The sequence below is a fragment of the Acinetobacter sp. ANC 5378 genome (genome assembly GCF_013004315.1).
Lineage (GTDB): Bacteria > Pseudomonadota > Gammaproteobacteria > Pseudomonadales > Moraxellaceae > Acinetobacter.
In genome coordinates this window covers 41,493-59,968 of record NZ_JABERK010000050.1, presented here as the reverse complement: position 1 = coordinate 59,968, position 18,476 = coordinate 41,493, and the positions used below count along the sequence as shown (strand labels likewise).

Below are 18,476 nucleotides of genomic sequence, written 5' to 3'. Positions count from 1 at the left end.
AATACGGTATTCTGATGTGACAAAACCTGAATCCTGGTCGTTAAAGTGTTTGTTTGCACTCATATTTTAACTGTTCGGACTCAGGTTTTTTTATTTAAATCAAACTATGGGACAGCAGTGGCATTCATGCAGGTTTTTTTATGGACTAAATAAAGTTTTATTCAGCGCGTAGCTTAAGTTCATAGCCTGAGTATTTGCGAATATTAATCACCCCAGTATCCAGAATCAGGTATTGACCTTTAATTCCTAGTAATTTTCCGCGAATAACGGGGGTTTTATCCAGATTATGCGATTTGATTTTCTCAGGATATTCATCCACTGGATAAACAAACTCACGTGGCAATTCGCTTTCCATGATTTCAACCGTTTCATTGAATTCGAGGTTTTGACTGAATTCCTCACGAATGGTTTGAATTTTCGGGGCAAATTCTTCAATTAGTTGCTCACGAACTTCAATCAAATCTAATGGCTCAGCTTCACCTTTCAGCAGTTTTCGCCAATCGGTTTTGTCTGCGACCTGTGTCCCAAACATAATTTCCAGTTGACCTGATAGACGGCGTGAACCCACTTTCATAATGGGTAGCGCTTGGGTTGCGCCTTGATCGAGCCAACGTGTTGGCATTTGTCCCTGACGGGTGATGCCCACTTTTAAAGCACTGGAATTGGCAAGGTATACAATATGCGGCTGGAAACAGACTTCATGCGCAAAACTATCTTCACGACACGTACCTAAGTGATAGTGACAAGTTTCTGGCTTCATGATGCACATGTCACATGAAGCTTTAGTTTTGAAGCATTTGTAGCAGTGACCTTGTGAGTATGATTTTGGAGTTTTACTTCCACAAGAAACACAATAAATATTGCCAGTCCACTCAATTTCGACTTCTTGTCCTAAACTAAATGGAAGATCAATTTCAGCACGATCTAGCACAAATTTATATTCTACATTTGCCTTACGGGTCTGTTGATCAGTTACAATAGGGTCCTTTAGACCTGCATGCATTTTATGGCAAATGCCTTGTAGTTCCATGAAGAATACTCTCTCAAATAATAAGGATGCAGTTATGGCTGAACAAAATGTCATTGCTTCAATGCTAGACGATTTATCTAAAGAACAGCCTATTCAAACTGCATTATGTATTGGCCAAAATCTTGCACAATACGACAACAATCAATCAATTCAATGGCACTATTTTAACGTAATTGAGTTTTTAAATCTGCCTTTTACACAGCGATATGACTTGGGGCTGGTATTGCTTGATTCACCAGAGTTACTTGATATTTCCGATAATCAAAAATCACGATTGTTGGTCAAACTACGTGATTTGATGGCGAAGCGTATTGTGGTGGTGAGTCAGTTGCAAGATGAGAAATTATTACGTTCTTTAGGCTTTACCCAGCTAATTGATAAAACCCATCATGATAGCGATTTTGCTTTATGGCAATTTAATATCCTGACCTATAAGCATGTGCCGGACTGGTTTAATTCCAAATTTTGGGCAAATCCAGAAAACTGGAATAAATTTCGCTGGTAAGATTCAAGCATTTATTGCTTTTCCAAATCTTGCAAAACTTAACAATTTGTCCTCATTGCTGGTTTTGAAAGCATCATATGCTTTTCCTAAGTGAATAAAAGGATAATACGATGACCAATCTTAGCAATATTGTGGAAATGCTAGCTAAACAGGCTTTGGGTGGCAACCAGCAAAATCAGTCACAGCATCAATCACAGCAGGGCGGTTTAGGTGGGATTTTAGGTTTCGTACTGGGACAGATGAGCGGAAACAATACACAGCAACAATCTCAACCCAACCCGCAATCCCAACAGTCACAACAAGGTGGATTAGGCGGGATTTTGGGTTCGGTCCTGAGCCAGTTAGGTGGTGGAAACCAACAAGCTCAAAGAACACAACAAACGAGTAGTGTGGGTGGTGGTGCAAAAACATTATTGATTGCAGTTTTGCCTTTGGTTTTGGCGTGGATTCAAAAGCAAGGGGGTATACAAGGTGCTTTGGATAAATTGAAAGGCCAAGGCTTAACCAGTCAAGTGGATGATTGGGTTTCGACTGGTCCGGGTGAAAATGCAAGTGTGGATCAACAACAGGTTCAAAGCTTATTTGATGAGCAGGACGTAGAAAAAGTGGCGGAAGAAGCACATGTGCCTAAACAGGACATTTACAGTGCAATTTCAACGGTTTTACCACAAATTATTGATTCATTGACCCCACAAGGTGAACAGACCAATAAGCAAGAAGCCAATGCAGATATTCAACAAGTCATGAACTTGGTTTCTGGCTTTCTTAAACGTTAAGATTTTGCTTTTTAAGACTAGTTGGGTTGCTGACTTGACTGGTTTTTTATACCTAAAATTAATTTTGATGACTCACTATATTAACGACTTAAATGTTACTGATGATTTTCCATGCTAAAGAGGGTATTGGATTTGGATATTTTTTTAGCAATATAGTGCGATTTTTTTAGACGAATTAAAATAATCTGCGACTGAAATTCGAGTTCACCAAATTCCGGTTCAACCTGAACATAATGCAGTTGACCAAAGCTGTCTCGAACCCGTGCCTGAGCAGAAAATCCGGGGCGGGCATTGCCGCTGGATATCGTAGCTAAACGTCCAAGTAAACTGACTTGATGTCTGGTAAACGTGGGTTTGATGACTTGATCAAGACAATGAATCATAAACACAGTGAAGAAAATCGCAATGATGAGTGCAGGGATCACTAAGTAAAAAGCAGGTAGAAATTGCTGTTGCTGGGTATAAACACACAGTTGAAGAAAATAGCCTGCAAAACTGAAGTTCATCAGTAAAAACACCACAATCAGTGTCTTGGAAAATTTAACATTCAGCAAAGGGGATTCAGAAAGTTTCTTTGGAGAGAGTTTCTTTAGATATTGCGTCGGGCGAATATTGAAGTAATAGCCAAGGGTTTCTGCCATGCTGAGTAAAACTAAAGCCAGTAAACTTAAATGAAACGGGATTAAGTCATAGTTATGTAAAAACTCAAGCATGGCAAGATTCCATTAAATTATGTTCTATTTATTCTTCGTTGAGGTAAATTCCACCATCAGAATGCACGTTGATCGCTACTTTTTCAAGTGATTGCCCCTGGCAAGGACCAGAAATACATTCACCTGTTTCAACCAAAAACAATGCTCCATGGGTAGAGCATTCGATGTATTCTTGATCGCGATCTAGGAACTGGTTTTCTAAAAATTCCAGTTCCACCTGCAAGTGCGGGCAGAGATTCTGATAGGCATAAAATGCACCGTCACGCTGGGTAATAAAAATGGTATCACCATCTGGCGTTTCGTATGAACGCGCTTCACGTTCAGGAATTTCTTCCGTCATCGCAATTTTAATCATTATGCACATTCCTTTTGGAAGTTGTTTAATAATTCCGCGTAATTTTCTACACTCAGGCGTGGACCGAATTGTGAAACCACTTCACTTGAAATCAAAATCGCCAATTCAGCAGCAGCTTTTAAGTCTAAACCTGCATTTAATGCATAAAGGAAAGCACCTGCAAAGGCATCTCCGGCACCATTGGCATCTACCGCTGTTACCTTGCGACCTGGAACTTTAAGGGTTTGCTCGGAATCGGAGATTAAAGCGCCTTCTGCAGATAATGTAATGACAGTGTATTTGCTTTTTAATTGCAATTTAACCAATGCAGCTTCGATTGAATCAGTTTCTGTATACATTAACGCTTCATGATAATTACAAAGCAATAAATCTACGCCATCATCAAGCAATTCATCCAAACCTTGACGGGCATATTGCACCATTGCCGGATCAGATAAAGTTAATGCAATTTTTACACCATTAGCTTTGGCAATTTCACGTGCGTGTTTAACCGCTTTGCGTGCCGTATCGCTGGTCGATAAATAACCTTCAATATACAGCCATTTTGCTGTTTTTAAGGGTTCAAAATTGATTTGTGCTTCACTCAGTTCAGCCGTAATGCCCAGAAAAGTTTGCATGGTACGTTCAGAGTCAGGGCTGACAAGAACCATACAGGTACCAGTCACACCTTCACTGACTGATTTTTCAGTAGTTTGAATGCCAGCTTCATTTAAGCCTTTTAGGTAAATACGACCGAGTTCATCATTACCGACACGGCATCCGTAAAATGCTTTACTGCCTAAGGCACTAAAGGCAACGGTGGTATTTGCAGCAGATCCACCTGATGCTTGACCTTTGTATACTTGCGTTTCTTTTAAATTATTATATAAATTTGCTTGTGTTTCACCATCAGTCAACTGCATAGTGCCTTTTTGCAAATTTTGCTGAATAAGGAAATCGTCAGAGACTTTAAATTCTTGGTCGATTAATGCATTACCAATTGCAAAAAGATCAACAGTTGCCATGTCTTTCGTTCACATTTCAAAATAAAACGCTAAGTTTACACCAATGCTCATGATTGCTGTAGATTGATGAATAAAATTCAATATATGGCTGATTTATTCGTACAAAATGCACGATAGGAAACGATTAGGAAGGTTAGATGAATATCACGATTGCTAAAGCTGAACAATTACCTGCACAAATCACAGAATTAGCCAAGCACGCTCAGAAAGAAGGATTTCACTTGGTTGACCAATTGATTGAAGAATATGAAAGTGGCAAAAACAGGTTTGATCAGCCGGGGGAATTGCTGCTTTTTGTTTATGATGATGAGAAACTGATCGCCTGTGGTGGCTTAAATCAGCAGTGGAATGATAACGAAATAGATACCCGTATTGGTCGGGTGCGTCGTTTTTATGTTTTACCGAAATATCGTAAGCATGGGGTAGGCAAACAGCTTTTACAACATCTGGAAAAAAATGCCCGAGCAAATTTTTCCGCACTTTGTCTGAATACGGATACCAAGTCTGCAGCAAATTTCTATCAGAAACAAAATTATGTTTTTGTTGAAAATCATCCGAATTATAGCTATTTCAAATATCTGCTCTAGTTTAATCACCGCTAGTCATGATGCTGTAGAGCTTGAGAGGGTTCATCGGCATCATGATGACGCTTACTTTTAAATTCCACGGATGAATTTTTAATGGCCCAAGTAGATTCTATAAAATAAAAACAGCTTTAACTTCTAATCTTGAATTAAATGATAGGCTTGAAAATATCAGCAAAGACTTTTAATGAGTCCGTTTGATGAATCAACAACAAGATATTGCAAATCACTGTTTATTTGAGCAATACCGTCACTTCAAAACCTGTGTTAAAGACATAAAATGTTTTTAGATCTGATTTAAAAAAATAGCAATCGGTTGCGATTTTTTCTGCATTGAAAATAGTGCTGATTTTGATTAAAAAGAAGAACGCTGAAACTAGACTGAAATACTAGGAAATTCGTAACTGTACGAATCCATATAGTTCAAGATTCAGGTATAATCACAACATCTTATAAATATGTATACATTAGGAGATCACATGACTGTAGATGTCACTGAAACCATTACTCAAACTGTTCATCCCGCGTTTCAGTTGATACGTCAACACCATGTTGAGGCCTTAGACGTTTTTGTGTCTGAATATAAACATAAAGTGACCGGTGCAACGCATTATCACCTTGCCAGTGATCTGGATGAAAATGTTTTTCTGGTGGCGTTCCGTACTCAACCGATGGATTCAAAGGGTGAAGCGCACATTTTAGAACATACCGCATTATGTGGTTCTGAAAAATTCCCTGTTCGTGACCCATTCTTCCTGATGATTCGTCGTTCACTGAATACCTTTATGAATGCGTTTACCTCAGCCGATTGGACAGCTTATCCTTTTGCAACGCAAAACAAAAAAGACTTTCAAAACTTGCTGGAAGTGTATTTAGACGCCGCTTTTGCTGCGAATTTAAACGAACTTGATTTTGCTCAAGAAGGTATTCGTATTGAGCTGGAAGATGGTCAACCCGTGTATAAAGGCGTGGTGTTTAATGAAATGAAAGGAGCGATGAGTTCTCCTTCAGATCAGTTGTATCATCAACTGGCGCATCATTTATTCCCGAAAACCACCTATCATTACAATTCAGGTGGTGATCCTAAAGATATTCCTGATCTAACTTACCCAGAGTTAGTCAATTTCTATAAGTCACATTATCATCCAAGTAATGCGGTGTTTATGACTTTTGGCAATGAATCTGCCTATCACTTGCAAGAACAATTTGAAACTTTGGCCTTATCTAAATTCGAGAAAGGTCAAACGCTGCATTCAACGCCTGAAACACGTTTAACTGCACCGATTGAAGTCACAGAAACCTATGCTGTAGATGCAGAAGATTTAAAAGATAAAACCTATCACATTATTTCATGGTTATTGCCTGAAGCGAGCGATATTAAATTGCGCTTGGGCATGCGTCTGGTTGAAGGGATTTTGCTGGAAGATTCTGCTTCGCCATTACGTCATTACTTGGAAACCTGTGATTATGCACAATCTACCGGCCCAATTATGGGCGTAGATGATTCCAACTTTGAAATGACCTTCTTCTGTGGCGTGCAAGGTTCAAATCCTGAACATGCACAAGAATTTAAAGATGGCGTATTTAAAATTCTGCAAGAGGTTGCCTCTAAACCGGTTGACTCTGCAATGGTCGATGCCATTTTGCATCAGATTGAATTACATCAACGTGAAATCAATGGCGATGGTATGCCATATGGTTTAAGCCTGATTTTAAACGGTTTGGGCAGTGTGATTCATCACAGTGATCCAATTCATGTTTGGGATGTGGATACTGCGATTGAGCAAGTCAAAGAAGAGCTCAAAGACCCAATGTGGTTGTCGAATCTGATTAAAGAACATTTGCTGGATAATACCCATCGTGTACAAATGACTTTAGTACCCGATGCAACTAAATCTGCAAAGGAAGCTGAAGCTGAAAAAGCACGTTTGGCTGAAATTGGTGCCAAACTGACTGATGAGCAAAAAGCTGAAATCATCAAGCAAACTGAAGCCTTAAAAGTTCGTCAAGATACGCCAGATGATATGAACTTGTTGCCAAAAGTAGGGCTGGAAGATGTGCCTGCGGATCTGCATATTGTGCAGGGTCAATTGCGCGAAATTATCAGTAATAATTACGATATGCCTTTGAATTTGTACCATGCGGGTACCAATGGTCTTTATTATCAACAAGTGACGGTTAAAATTCCAGATGAAGTGGTGCAATCGCCATATTTCACCTTGCTGTCTGTATTGTTGGGTGAAGTCGGCGCTGGCGAGTACGATTACCTTGAGCTTCAGCAACTGCAAACCGCAGTCAGCGGTGGTGTTGGGATGGGCGCATCTTTACGTTCAAAAGTGGATGATAAAAACAAAATCAGCGCTTGGCTCACTTTGACCACCAAATCGTTGGTGAATAATTTTGAAGCCATTCGTATATTGAAGTTGGCATTTGAACAACTACGTTTTGATGAAAAAGACCGTATTATTGAATTGTTGCAACAACGTAAAACACGTTGGCAATCACGTATCTCAGGTTCTGGTCACAGTTATGCCATGCAAATTGCATCGCGTAATTGCAGTGCTTTGGCACAACGCGATTACCAAAATACCGGCCTGGGTGCGCTGAACTGGTTAACTGAGCTGGTTGCTAAAATTGAAAATGACGAAGCTGCATATGATGCTTTAATTGTTGAATTAAAAGCCATTCATCGTTTACTTTTACAAGCTCCAAAACAGTTCTTGCTGGTCTGTGAAGAACATCAATCTGATCGTTTGATTGAAGAAATTCAAGATGTTTGGGACAAGTTGGCCATTGATAAAACACCGGTAGAATTAACGACAATTGTCACAGAAAACAGCAATAAAGACGAAGCCTGGTTAATTCAAGCCAATGTTCAATTCTGTGCCTCCGCTTATCCTGCAGTTGAAGTCTCTCATCCTGATGCAGCACCGTTAATGGTGTTGGCTGCATATTTACGTAATGGCTTCTTGCATAGTGCGATTCGTGAAAAAGGTGGGGCTTACGGTGGTGGCGCGAGTTATGACGGCAATGCCTGTTCATTCCGTTTTTATAGCTACCGTGATCCGCGCTTGGCAGAAACATTTAAAGACTTTGACGCAAGTATTGACTGGTTGTTGAATACCGAGCATCTCGAGCATCAACTTGAAGAAGCAATTTTAGGCTTGGTTGCGAGCATGGATAAACCGGGTTCTCCTGCGGGTGAAGCCATTAGTGCTTGCTATGCTTTATTACATGCTCGTACGCCGGCAGTTCGAAAACAATTGCGTGCGCGTTTACTTGCAGTCACTCTGGATGATTTAAAACGCGTTGCAGAACAATATCTAGTTCAGCAAAAACCAGTGAAAGCTGTGGTTGCACCCGTTGCGAAACGTGACACTTTGGTTGAACTTGGCTTTGATATCAAACAAGTAAACTAAAAGAATAAACTGAGGTCAGACCCTATGGCGTTCAAAACAATTGAACGCACGACTTTGCAACTGAGCATGATGATGCTCAGTTCATTGTATGTGACGAATGTAAATGCAGTAAGTCCAGGATCTTCAATTACACCGGCAAGTCCTGAAGCCTGTGTGGCATTGGAGTCAAATGCGGATCGTTTGGCTTGTTATGATACTTTGTTTAAAGTACCTGAAGCAGAGAAAACACCGCTGCTGTCTGAACGTCAGGCAGCAAATGAAATTGCGCCTAAACCGACTGAACCTGAAACGATTAAAGAAAAAATCAGTCAGGGGGTCAGTAATTTGTTTGCTGTTGAGGGTCCGAAAATTGACCCAAATCGATCTTTGCTGGATAAGCGTTGGGAATTGTCTGCCGACAGTAAACTCGGCACTTGGAATATTCGTGCGCATCAGCCCGTTTATCTCATGCCAGGATTTTGGACTTCGGATAAAAATGAACGTCCTTCAAGTCCGAATGAAAATAACACGGTTCAAGTGGGTGATGAGCAAAATCTGAAATCGATGGAAGCAAAATTCCAGCTCTCATTAAAAACCAAAGCGGTTGAAAACCTGTTTGGTGACAACGGTGATATCTGGTTTGGTTATACGCAATCATCACGTTGGCAGGTCTATAACGCAGATGCATCACGCCCTTTCCGTGAAACCAATTATGAACCGGAAGCCAGTTTGGTTTTTCGGACCAATTATGAAATATTGGGTTTAAACGCACGTTTACTGGGTTTGACCTTGAACCATCAGTCCAATGGTCGTGCGGATCCTTTATCGCGTAGCTGGAACCGTATTATCTTTAATGTCGGTTTGGAGCGCGACAACTTTGCATTGATGCTGCGACCTTGGTATCGCATTGAAGAAACTGCCAAAGACGATAACAATCCCGACATTAAAAATTATATTGGTCGTGGGGATTTAACCGCATTTTACCGCAAGAATGATCATGAATTTTCACTCATGCTGCGTCATTCGCTTAAAGGCGGTGATGATGCCCATGGTGCAGCTCAGTTTGATTGGGCATTCCCGATTAGTGGGAAATTACGTGGGCACTTCCAGTTATTTGATGGTTATGGTGAAAGCTTGATTGATTATAACCACCGCGCGACTTATGTCGGTCTAGGTGTATCGTTGATGAATTGGTATTAAAATTTATCAATGCTTCATAAAAAAACCGCTCCATGGAGTGGTTTTTTTACATCAATAATTAATAACAGCTAACCAATTTGAATATCTGCTGGTGGGTGTTTTAAGCGACTCTTTTTAGGTGTGGCAATCAGGTAGGCCAAAGTCAGCGGTCCTAATCGACCGGCAAACATTAGTAAGATTAAAGCAATCAAGCTTGCAGGTTGCAGTTCACTGGTCACCCCACGGGACAAGCCTACGGTACAGGCGGCTGAAACCGCTTCAAAAAGTAAATCCAGAAAGTCTTTTTCTGGTTCTAAAATGAGCAGGGTAAAAAATCCAAAAAAGATTAATATAGCTGTGATTGAAACAACGGCTAAAGCTTTAAATGAGGTGGCCTTGGAAACGGAATGATTAAATACCCGCAATTCTTCAGAACGGCGTAAAAAAGTGATGACACTTAAAACCACAATAATAAAGGTACCGACTTTAATACCACCCGCAGTACTTAATGAACCACCGCCAATAAACATCAGGATCATGGTGATGAGGGTTGAAGCATCGGTCATGTTGGACATATCCAAGCTGTTAAAACCTGATGAACGTGGAACGGTGGCATGGAACCAGGAATTTAGAGCTTGATCACCCAGACTCATGCTGGAAAGTGTTAGCGGATTGTTTGCTTCTAGTACCCAAATGACGATAAAGGCAACCAGGTTTAACCCTGCAATGGTGGAGAGTATTAATTTGCTATTGGTACTTAATTTTTTCCAGCGACGGGCACGTTTAATATCCATGAGCACCACAAAGCCTATTCCACCAATAATGTAAAGCATGCTAATGGTAAAGGTAATCAGGTAATGGTCTGCAAAACTCATCAGACTATTGGGAAAAAGTGAAAAGCCACCGTTATTAAAAGCAGAAATACTGTAAAAAGCGGCATAGAAAAATGCGCGGGTAAAATCATATTCCTGCATCCAGGCAATGGTGAGAATAACTGTACCGACTGCTTCAAAAAATAAGGAATATAAAAGCACGCCTTTAATGGTGAAAGACACTCGGGCCAGACTAGTTTGACCAATGGTTTCCTGCGCCATGACCTGTTGTTTTAATTTGAGGTTGGAAGACAGGCTTAATGCAGCAAGGATGGCAAAAGTCATAAAACCCAAGCCACCAACCTGCAGCAAAAGCATAATCACGATTTGACCAAAAGTGGTATAGGCTTCCCCGACATTGACCACGGAAAGACCGGTAATGGTCACGGCAGAGGTGGAGGTAAACAGGGCATTGAGCCAGCTTAATTCTCCATGATGTGAAATAGGAAGTTTAAGTAATAAGGTGCCTGCAAAAATAAAACTTAAGAACCCTAAGGCAAGTAAGCTGGGAGGGCTCAGATTGACGGTATGATGCTTTTTATTTTGCGCTTGATTCATATTTTATTTAAACCGGGCAGACAGTTTTCGTAAGGGTTCAAGTTCACCTTCAACCACTAAGATATCACCTTCTTGCAGGATTAAATTGGGATCAATGCTATATAAAATGTCCTTGCCGCGTTTATGCAGAATCGTTTTAATTCCTGAGCCATGGTCCATAAGGTGATTGAAGCGCTCACCCTTTTGATTTGCCTTGATTTCAATTTTAACGATGAAATGATTGTCTTCTATACCCATATAACGACTAACCATCGGGTAGCTTAAAGACTGGGCCACGCGGGTACCCATATCTTCTTCTGGATGAATGATTTTATTCACGCCAAGATGGGTCAAAATCATGTGATGGGCTTGGGATTTAGCCTTGGCCCAAATCTTATTTATCCCCATATTTTTTAGATGCAGAACACATAAAATACTGGATTCAATGTCCTCACCAATTGCAACCACAACGGCTTCACAGTTTTGAATATTGAGTTCTTTGAGTACATGTTCATCGGTGGCATCTGCAATCACGGCATGGGTGATTTGATCTGAAATGCTTTCAACATTTCTTTTGTTGTTGTCGATCCCAATCACATCGTGATTTAAGTTCACCAGTTGGGTGGCAACGGTGGCACCGAAACTACCTAAACCAATGACTGTAAATAGTGCCATCCAGTGTATTCCTTATCCATTTTTATGTGGTTTTGATTCATGAAGTGTATGCAAATATAAACTCATTTTATAATTTTATTATTCATTCGGCTATCAGGCTTACAAAATTATATATAACAAAGGCTTATTTCTAAGATGAGATAATGAGATGCAGACAACATGAATATGCAGAATTTTATAAATGATTGAATTTTTACTGTTTAATCATTTGAGGAGATTTTGAGGCTATAAAAGAATGATTGTGCACATTGCATAACGTCACAAAACCTTCAAAAAAACTGTATATCATTCCTCATATAATTTTCTATTTATATAGTGAATTAAAATGGATGATAAAAAGATCTTTAAGATATTGCAGGGATGGTTTCCGCTGCTGGAACAACGGGAAATCCCAAAGAAGAAACACAGGCACTTCTTTCAGCAATTTCTAGAGTGGATGGCAGCTGAAAAAGTAGCTAACCATTTCCAGGCTTATTTAATGTCTGTTGATTCTGAAAACCCTCATGAAAATGGGCTGGAGCGATGTGCTATTTTGCAGCACATGAATATTGATATGGGTTTAACCCAGCAGCAAATTCGTAAAAGAACCATGCCTTTATATGAGCATTATAAGAAGCATAAAGAGACCATTGGGAAATACTACAATGTGAATGCGCAAGCTTTTGATATTGTTTTTGAAGAAATTTATGCTCTGCTAAAGTCGCAAAATCTAGAATTATTAATCATTTATGCAGAGGCAGCTTATTGGATGGCAGTTCCTAATGAAGATGTTGAAATCCATAAATTCTGTAAGTCTTTCTCGAAGCAATTTAAGGATGAAGCGATCTGTATAGAACACTATATAAAACTGGACTGTTTAAGATCAACCTAAAACAAAAAAGAGCCATTTTTAGGCTCTTTTTTGATGTCTGAGTGTTATTTTAGGAAACGTTGATAACCTAGGTTATTGGTAATTTCAGCATATGGATAAGTAATATTTTCCAATGTTTCGATTAAACCATCTGGATTCTGTTTCGCGTCGCTTGCTTCTAAGCCAACCAGTACACGACCTTCCGCTGCGCCGTGGTTGCGGTAGTGGAATAGGGTAATGTTATGCGTTGGACCAAGGCGTTCCAAGAAAGTCAGTAATGCACCTGGACGTTCCGGGAATTCGACACGAAATAGACGTTCATTTTCAATATCTGCATGACCACCAACCAGATAACGGATATGTAGTTTTGCTACTTCATCATCAGACAAATCATCAACATCATATTGCGTTGCCAAGGTGTCATAAATGTCGTGACGTTCTTTTTCGCCACCTTTCAAGCTAATGCCGACAAAGACTTGAGCAGCACTAGAAGAGCTGGCACGGTAGTTGAATTCAGTGATGTTACGACCTTGCAAGGCGCGGCAGAAGTTCAGGAATGAACCTTTTTCTTCTGGAATGGTCACTGCAAAAATGGCTTCTTTACGTTCACCGAGTTCGGTACGTTCAGCAATATAACGTAGACGGTCGAAATTCATGTTGGCGCCGCAAACAATCGACACCATGTTTTTGCCTTCTATGCCATGTTCAGCGACATATTTCTTGATTCCGGCAAGTGCCATTGCACCAGAAGGTTCAACAATACTGCGGCATTCATCATAGGTATCTTTAATGGCTGCACAGATTTCATCGGTGTTCACCAAGACGACGTCACGCTCAACAATTGGACCTGAGTTGTCTGATTTTTGCAGGCGAATTACATCAAACGGTTTTGCACCAATTTGTGCAACAGCAGTACCATCTGCAAATAGTCCAACAGATGGCAGAATCACGCGTTCATTGGCTTCAAAGGCAGCTTTTAGGCAAGCTGATTCATCATATTCCACAGGAATGACTTTTACATGTGGAGCGACATCACCCAAGTAAGCAGCAACACCAGCGATTAAACCGCCACCGCCTACTGCGACAAATACGTATTCCACATCACGCCATTGACGCAAAATTTCATTGGCAATGGTACCTTGACCCGCCATCACCAGTTCATCGTCATAAGGTGGGATAAAGGTCATGCCTTCTTCGGTTGCACGTTGAATAGCATATTTATTGGCAACGTCAAAAGAATCGCCATGTAATACCACTTCACCACCCAAACGTTTTACCGCCTGGACTTTAATGTCAGGGGTGGTCTTCGGCATCACAATAATCGCGCGAATTCCCAGTTTTTGACCAGATAGAGCCACACCTTGCGCATGGTTACCTGCTGAAGCCGTAATAACGCCACGTTCCAACTGAGATTTCGGTAATTGACTAATACGGTTATAAGCACCGCGTAGTTTAAAGGAAAAGACAGGTTGTAAATCTTCGCGTTTAAAGCGAATGTTATTGTTTAGCTTTTCACTAATTCGTGGCGCTGCTTCGAGTGGAGTTTCGATTGCAACGTCATACACCGTTGCTTGTAATATTTGTCGAACCAAACGAGACAGCATGTTAATTTTCCATCTAACAGTTTAAAATAGACCTTTATTGTAACAAACCCCTGTACATTTGGGCTGAATAATTCAGCAACAAATGTCAAAAAATAGTTGAGCCAAGTTATGAGTCTGTATGCGACCCAAGATGAAAAGAAACAAGCTGCTGCGAAAGCTGCTTTAAAGCACTTGCCTAAAGGCGGGATTTTGGGTGTAGGTACAGGAAGTACTGTGAACTTCCTCATTGAATTATTGCCAGAATTGCAATTGGAAGCTGCGGTTGCAAGTTCTGAAGCAACAGCACAGCGCCTTAAAAAATTAGGCATTGAAGTGGTCGACATGAACTCTGTAGGCGGCTTGGATGCTTATGTAGATGGTGCAGATGAAATTGACCGTCATATGCATATGATTAAAGGTGGCGGTGCGGCACTGACTCGTGAAAAAATTGTCGCTTCAATTGCGAAAAAATTCGTGTGTATCGTCGATGACTCTAAATGGGTTGAACAATTGGGTCATGATTTTCCATTACCTGTAGAAGTCATTCCAATGGCGCGTTCTGCTGTCGCACGTAAAATTGTTTCACTTGGTGGTGATCCAGTTTACCGTGAAGGCGTGGTTACGGATAACGGTAACGTGATTTTAGATGTGCATAACTTTAATATCTTGAATGCGCTTGAACTTGAAAAAACCCTGAATAACATTCCGGGCGTGGTGTGCAACGGTATTTTTGCATTGAACAAAGCGGATATCGCAATTGTTGCAACGGATAATGGTATTGAAGAGCGTACTGCGGTTTAACCGAATGTTTCAATAAATATAATCCCCCTGAGCTAATTTTAAAGCACTGCTTTTAAAACACATGCAATAAAGGGGAATTGGAAAAGCCCCTCTTTCCTTGCGCCATATATGGCTCAGGGATTGGGGGAGATTTAAACAACTCTACATAAAAGAAAAATGACTCTAAAAGAATTACCCGAAATCAAAATTGTCCGTCATGCGCGAGCGAAGAATTTACGCTTACGTGTTGACCCGACTCAGATCCGTTTAACTGCGCCGGTACTTTGCAGCAAACGACAAATTCAAAATTTTATAGATCAGTCTGAGCAATGGCTCATTCAAACTTGGCAGAAACAGCAAGAAAAAATTGTTCAAATAGACAAAACTTTACCGAATGAATTACAGCTGTTTAATTTAGATCAACCTTTAGAGATCATTTATCAAAGCCAAAAGCATTGTTTTATTTTTGATGATGAAAATTTAAAACTTTTGATCAGTGATCGTCAGCCTGAACAATATTTAAAAGCGTTTGTAATCGCCTATGCAAAGCAGCATCTTCCGCTTTATTTGGAGGATGTGAGCCAAGAAAGTAATTTAAGTTTTGGCAAATGTGCGACTCGTCAACCCAAAACGCGTTGGGGGAGTTGTACATCGAAGCATGACATTATGTTGAATAGCGGTTTGGTGCTATTTCCTGAACATGTTACCCGGTATGTCTGTGTGCATGAGTTGGCACATACCAAACACTTTGATCATAGTTCGCATTTTTGGGCTGAAGTACACAAGCATGATGTCAATTTTCAAAAGCATCGGAAATTATTAAAAAGTACGCCAATGCCGTATTGGTGGTAGTTTTTAATGATTTAGCGCGTAAAGTTTTTAAGTTAGGGGGTGTTAATTAAATAATGAGAAAATCTAAACTGCTTAAAGATTATATGCTCAATGCATCAAGTGATAGTGAGTTTTTGCATACTTATGAAGATGTATGTAAATTATTAGATAAATATGAATGGAATAATCTTGTTAATGGGCGCTTTAGCTTTAATTTGATTGTTGGTCTGATTGATCGGGCTTTGCATAAGAAGAATATAGGTAGAATAATAGAAGAAATACAATATCTTGAAGGTAAAGAAGTAGTACATACAATTACCAAGCCAGCAACATCTTTTGAATTTGAGCCACTAAAAGGTTTATGGCATAAGCATTATAATATTTCTGATATCAATAGCTTCTATTTCAATCTTATTAAGCCATTGAATACGAGAGCAGGCCACAATAGAGCAAAGGATGAGATAAAAGCGGTTTTAAGACAATCAAGAATGTTAAATTCTGATAATTTAACTATAGCTAATGAAGTAACTAAGCGAGTTTTTAATAATTATTATTCAAAACTTTTAGAAAATAAAAAGGTTACAGGCGAATGGATTATTTATCATATACATAAAGGTGAAAAATATTATTTAGCTATCGGTGAACATGATTCAAATCAGGAGATGTTGGCAAGGAATATAAAATATATGTGTAGTCGCGAGTTTCCTGATTTTCGAAATGAATTGCCTATATTTGAATATTAGTTCAATTAAACTCTCGTAGAGACACTTGTAGAGATAAATATTTCTTATATAAAAATAATACGATAATAAGTTGGTTAAAATTTTAATCAGGCATAAGTAAAACAGTTCAGAAAATCTAAACTTCCTGTCATACTACGCAGTTACGAAATGGACACTTTAGATTTGAGGTAGTGATCGTGATTACTGTTGGTATTGTCGGTGGTACAGGTTATACAGGCGTTGAATTGTTGCGTCTTTTACTACGACACCCAAATGTGCAAGTCAATGTACTGACATCACGTACCGAAAAAGGTCGCCGTGTAGATGACATGTTCCCAAGCCTACGTGGTCATACCGATCTTGAATATTCAGATTTAAACATTGATGAACTGAAAAAATGCGATGTGGTTTTCTTTGCAACCCCTCATGGTGTGGCAATGAAACATGCAGCAGAACTTATTGCAGCGAATACTAAAGTCATCGATTTAGCAGCAGATTTCCGTTTGCAAGACTTGGAACAATTCGAAAAGTGGTATGGTCTTGAACATGCCTGCCCAGATATTTTAAAAGATTCAGTTTACGGTTTGTCAGAACTGAATCGTGACAAAATCAAACAAGCCGACGTGATTGGTAACCCGGGTTGCTATCCAACCACGGTACAACTGGGTCTTGCGCCATTATTCAAACAAGCTGAAGCTTTGGTAAAACCTGAAAGCATTATTATTGATGCAAAATCAGGTGTTTCTGGTGCAGGTCGTAAAGCAAGCCTCGGCATGATTTATTCTGAAAATGCTGACAACTTTAAGGCCTATGGTGTTGCGGGTCACCGTCACCATCCTGAAATTGTGGAAGCATTGGAAAATATCTCAGGTCTTAAAGATGTGTTTAATCACATTTTATTTGTACCGCATTTGGTTCCCATGATTCGTGGCATGCTCAGTACGATCTATATCGATTTAACAGATGCAGGTGATGCAGCAGACTTGCAAAGCTTGTATGAACAATTCTATGCCAATGAACAATTCGTTGATGTGATGCCAGCAAACAGTTCACCTGAAACACGTTCTGTGCGTGGCGCAAACCAGCTTCGTATTGCTTTGTATAAGCCGCAACCGAAAAAGCTGGTTGTTTTATCTGTACAAGACAATTTAGTGAAAGGTGCTGCCGGTCAGGCTGTGCAAAATATGAACCTGATGTTCGGTTTTGCTGAAAATGCAGGTCTGGCAGGGATTGGTTTATTACCATAAAAAACGTTTTTCAACTTCACACACATTTGGATTTGGATTTAAATGTGTGTTTTGAATGAATCAAAATAAGAGATGACGATGCCGAACACTGAATCAAATACTGCGTCACAACAGACACCATTAAGTAAAAAGCCTTTTGTTAAGGGAAATTTACCTTTGGCTATTGGTGCTGCAATTCTGATTGTGGGGAGTGGCTTGTTGGGCTATTCAGTTGGGCATCGGCAAGGTTTGACTGTTGTAGGCTATGAAGCGGATGCTGAACAACTGGTTGAAGTTGTACAAAAGCAAAAGAGCAGCCTGGAAACACTGAATAAAAATTTGAATCTGGCTGTGCAAGAACGTGATGTTGCCGTGAGTAATTCAAATGATTTGTTTGCTGCTCTAAATCAAGCCCGTGAAGATAAAGCCCAGGCTGAAGGTTTGGGTGCGATTTACCGTGAAGTATTACGCCAACGTGGCGGTCTAAGCTTGACGGTTCAAAATATCGGGATTAAACCTTTACCTGACAATGCTTATGAATACGAGCTAGATTTGGTGCAAGTCAGCCCGAATAAACGTAGTATCTCTGGAACGGTGGAATTGCGCTTAATTCAGGGTACAGAAGTTCTGGTTGTTCCAATGGAAGACAAGAACTTTAATTTTCAAGATTACGAGCGTTTAACTGGCCGCTGGACCATGCCTAAAGGCTTTACGCCACAATTCATTGAAGTCCGTTTAACGGGTGGAACAAGTACTCCGGTTATTAAACGTTTTAGTTGGGGCCGTGGTAAACCGATTGAGAGTCAATCTGCATTTATTTCTGAAATTCCTCAAGCAGAAGCAAATGCACAATAAA

Annotated in this window: 18 protein-coding genes; 11 read left to right on the top strand and 7 right to left on the bottom strand. The window is 40.0% G+C overall.

All coding sequences use genetic code 11. The features are described 5' to 3' along the window. Window positions 1-157 precede the first annotated feature (157 nt). Window positions 158-1,030, bottom strand: coding sequence for a DUF2797 domain-containing protein (locus tag HLH16_RS11165; RefSeq protein ID WP_171529387.1), 873 nt, complete (start codon window positions 1,028-1,030; stop codon window positions 158-160). Between the two features lie 34 nt (window positions 1,031-1,064). Here HLH16_RS11165 and HLH16_RS11160 point away from each other — a divergent pair, with 34 nt between their 5' ends. Continuing rightward, a complete protein-coding gene (locus tag HLH16_RS11160) occupies window positions 1,065-1,535 on the top strand; it encodes a DUF6231 family protein (RefSeq protein WP_171529386.1) in 471 nt (156 codons plus the stop codon). Window positions 1,536-1,645: 110 nt separating this feature from the next. Then, window positions 1,646-2,311: a YidB family protein gene (locus HLH16_RS11155; protein WP_171529385.1), complete on the top strand. Its 666-nt coding sequence runs from the start codon at window positions 1,646-1,648 to the stop codon at window positions 2,309-2,311. 95 nt (window positions 2,312-2,406) lie between these two features. Here the strand turns inward: HLH16_RS11155 and HLH16_RS11150 are convergent, their stop codons facing one another. The 3 genes from HLH16_RS11150 to HLH16_RS11140 are packed head-to-tail and all read right to left on the bottom strand — an operon-like array spanning window position 2,407 to window position 4,383. Then, entirely contained in the window at window positions 2,407-3,024 is a 618-nt protein-coding gene (locus tag HLH16_RS11150) for an OB-fold-containig protein (protein WP_171529384.1), read from the bottom strand. A 28-nt stretch (window positions 3,025-3,052) separates the two neighbouring features. After that, on the bottom strand, window positions 3,053-3,364 hold the full coding sequence (locus tag HLH16_RS11145; protein WP_171458811.1) for a Rieske (2Fe-2S) protein: 312 nt from the start codon (window positions 3,362-3,364) through the stop codon (window positions 3,053-3,055). 14 nt (window positions 3,365-3,378) lie between these two features. Beyond that, a complete protein-coding gene (locus tag HLH16_RS11140; RefSeq protein WP_171529383.1) occupies window positions 3,379-4,383 on the bottom strand; it encodes an adenosine kinase in 1,005 nt (334 codons plus the stop codon). 137 nt (window positions 4,384-4,520) lie between these two features. Here HLH16_RS11140 and HLH16_RS11135 point away from each other — a divergent pair, with 137 nt between their 5' ends. The 3 genes from HLH16_RS11135 to HLH16_RS11125 all read left to right on the top strand — a co-directional run bounded on the left by HLH16_RS11135 (window position 4,521) and on the right by HLH16_RS11125 (window position 9,565). Beyond that, window positions 4,521-4,970: a GNAT family N-acetyltransferase gene (locus tag HLH16_RS11135; protein ID WP_171529382.1), complete on the top strand. Its 450-nt coding sequence runs from the start codon at window positions 4,521-4,523 to the stop codon at window positions 4,968-4,970. Window positions 4,971-5,446: 476 nt separating this feature from the next. Then, window positions 5,447-8,386, top strand: coding sequence for an insulinase family protein (locus tag HLH16_RS11130; RefSeq protein WP_214646691.1), 2,940 nt, complete (start codon window positions 5,447-5,449; stop codon window positions 8,384-8,386). A 24-nt stretch (window positions 8,387-8,410) separates the two neighbouring features. Further along, window positions 8,411-9,565, top strand: coding sequence for a phospholipase A (locus HLH16_RS11125; protein ID WP_171529380.1), 1,155 nt, complete (start codon window positions 8,411-8,413; stop codon window positions 9,563-9,565). 68 nt (window positions 9,566-9,633) lie between these two features. On the opposite strand, the gene HLH16_RS11120 is transcribed toward HLH16_RS11125, so the two are convergent. Beyond that, entirely contained in the window at window positions 9,634-10,974 is a 1,341-nt protein-coding gene (locus HLH16_RS11120) for a TrkH family potassium uptake protein (RefSeq protein ID WP_171529379.1), read from the bottom strand. Between the two features lie 3 nt (window positions 10,975-10,977). Then, entirely contained in the window at window positions 10,978-11,628 is a 651-nt protein-coding gene (locus tag HLH16_RS11115; protein ID WP_171529378.1) for a potassium channel family protein, read from the bottom strand. A 325-nt stretch (window positions 11,629-11,953) separates the two neighbouring features. Between HLH16_RS11115 and HLH16_RS11110 the strand changes: the two genes are divergently transcribed. After that, window positions 11,954-12,499, top strand: a complete 546-nt coding sequence (locus HLH16_RS11110; protein ID WP_171529377.1) for a hypothetical protein — start codon at window positions 11,954-11,956, stop codon at window positions 12,497-12,499. Between the two features lie 44 nt (window positions 12,500-12,543). On the opposite strand, the gene ilvA is transcribed toward HLH16_RS11110, so the two are convergent. Continuing rightward, window positions 12,544-14,082: a threonine ammonia-lyase, biosynthetic gene (ilvA, locus tag HLH16_RS11105; protein ID WP_171529376.1), complete on the bottom strand. Its 1,539-nt coding sequence runs from the start codon at window positions 14,080-14,082 to the stop codon at window positions 12,544-12,546. A 108-nt stretch (window positions 14,083-14,190) separates the two neighbouring features. On the opposite strand from ilvA, the gene rpiA reads away from it, so the two are divergent. The 5 genes from rpiA to HLH16_RS11080 all read left to right on the top strand — a co-directional run bounded on the left by rpiA (window position 14,191) and on the right by HLH16_RS11080 (window position 18,475). Continuing rightward, window positions 14,191-14,862 (top strand): ribose-5-phosphate isomerase RpiA, encoded by a 672-nt coding sequence (gene rpiA, locus HLH16_RS11100; RefSeq protein WP_131290967.1) that lies wholly within the window; start codon window positions 14,191-14,193, stop codon window positions 14,860-14,862. A gap of 156 nt (window positions 14,863-15,018) precedes the next feature. Further along, a complete protein-coding gene (locus HLH16_RS11095) occupies window positions 15,019-15,693 on the top strand; it encodes a M48 family metallopeptidase (protein ID WP_171529375.1) in 675 nt (224 codons plus the stop codon). A 53-nt stretch (window positions 15,694-15,746) separates the two neighbouring features. Next, complete coding sequence (locus HLH16_RS11090) at window positions 15,747-16,415, top strand: hypothetical protein (protein ID WP_171529374.1); 669 nt, start codon at window positions 15,747-15,749, stop codon at window positions 16,413-16,415. Window positions 16,416-16,585: 170 nt separating this feature from the next. Continuing rightward, on the top strand, window positions 16,586-17,641 hold the full coding sequence (gene argC / locus HLH16_RS11085; RefSeq protein WP_171529373.1) for an N-acetyl-gamma-glutamyl-phosphate reductase: 1,056 nt from the start codon (window positions 16,586-16,588) through the stop codon (window positions 17,639-17,641). A 78-nt stretch (window positions 17,642-17,719) separates the two neighbouring features. Continuing rightward, window positions 17,720-18,475 (top strand): DUF6776 family protein, encoded by a 756-nt coding sequence (locus HLH16_RS11080; RefSeq protein ID WP_171529372.1) that lies wholly within the window; start codon window positions 17,720-17,722, stop codon window positions 18,473-18,475. Window position 18,476: the final 1 nt, after the last annotated feature.

Bases quoted from the DNA above. Each gene is read 5' to 3' on its own strand.
- HLH16_RS11165 (WP_171529387.1), bottom strand. From the start codon at position 1,030: ATGGAACTACAAGGCATTTGCCATAAAATGCATGCAGGTCTAAAGGAC.
- HLH16_RS11160 (WP_171529386.1), top strand. From the start codon at position 1,065: ATGGCTGAACAAAATGTCATTGCTTCAATGCTAGACGATTTATCTAAA.
- HLH16_RS11155 (WP_171529385.1), top strand. From the start codon at position 1,646: ATGACCAATCTTAGCAATATTGTGGAAATGCTAGCTAAACAGGCTTTG.
- HLH16_RS11150 (WP_171529384.1), bottom strand. From the start codon at position 3,024: ATGCTTGAGTTTTTACATAACTATGACTTAATCCCGTTTCATTTAAGT.
- HLH16_RS11145 (WP_171458811.1), bottom strand. From the start codon at position 3,364: ATGACGGAAGAAATTCCTGAACGTGAAGCGCGTTCATACGAAACGCCA.
- HLH16_RS11140 (WP_171529383.1), bottom strand. From the start codon at position 4,383: ATGGCAACTGTTGATCTTTTTGCAATTGGTAATGCATTAATCGACCAA.
- HLH16_RS11135 (WP_171529382.1), top strand. From the start codon at position 4,521: ATGAATATCACGATTGCTAAAGCTGAACAATTACCTGCACAAATCACA.
- HLH16_RS11130 (WP_214646691.1), top strand. From the start codon at position 5,447: ATGACTGTAGATGTCACTGAAACCATTACTCAAACTGTTCATCCCGCG.
- HLH16_RS11125 (WP_171529380.1), top strand. From the start codon at position 8,411: ATGGCGTTCAAAACAATTGAACGCACGACTTTGCAACTGAGCATGATG.
- HLH16_RS11120 (WP_171529379.1), bottom strand. From the start codon at position 10,974: ATGAATCAAGCGCAAAATAAAAAGCATCATACCGTCAATCTGAGCCCT.
- HLH16_RS11115 (WP_171529378.1), bottom strand. From the start codon at position 11,628: ATGGCACTATTTACAGTCATTGGTTTAGGTAGTTTCGGTGCCACCGTT.
- HLH16_RS11110 (WP_171529377.1), top strand. From the start codon at position 11,954: ATGGATGATAAAAAGATCTTTAAGATATTGCAGGGATGGTTTCCGCTG.
- ilvA (WP_171529376.1), bottom strand. From the start codon at position 14,082: ATGCTGTCTCGTTTGGTTCGACAAATATTACAAGCAACGGTGTATGAC.
- rpiA (WP_131290967.1), top strand. From the start codon at position 14,191: ATGAGTCTGTATGCGACCCAAGATGAAAAGAAACAAGCTGCTGCGAAA.
- HLH16_RS11095 (WP_171529375.1), top strand. From the start codon at position 15,019: ATGACTCTAAAAGAATTACCCGAAATCAAAATTGTCCGTCATGCGCGA.
- HLH16_RS11090 (WP_171529374.1), top strand. From the start codon at position 15,747: ATGAGAAAATCTAAACTGCTTAAAGATTATATGCTCAATGCATCAAGT.
- HLH16_RS11080 (WP_171529372.1), top strand. From the start codon at position 17,720: ATGCCGAACACTGAATCAAATACTGCGTCACAACAGACACCATTAAGT.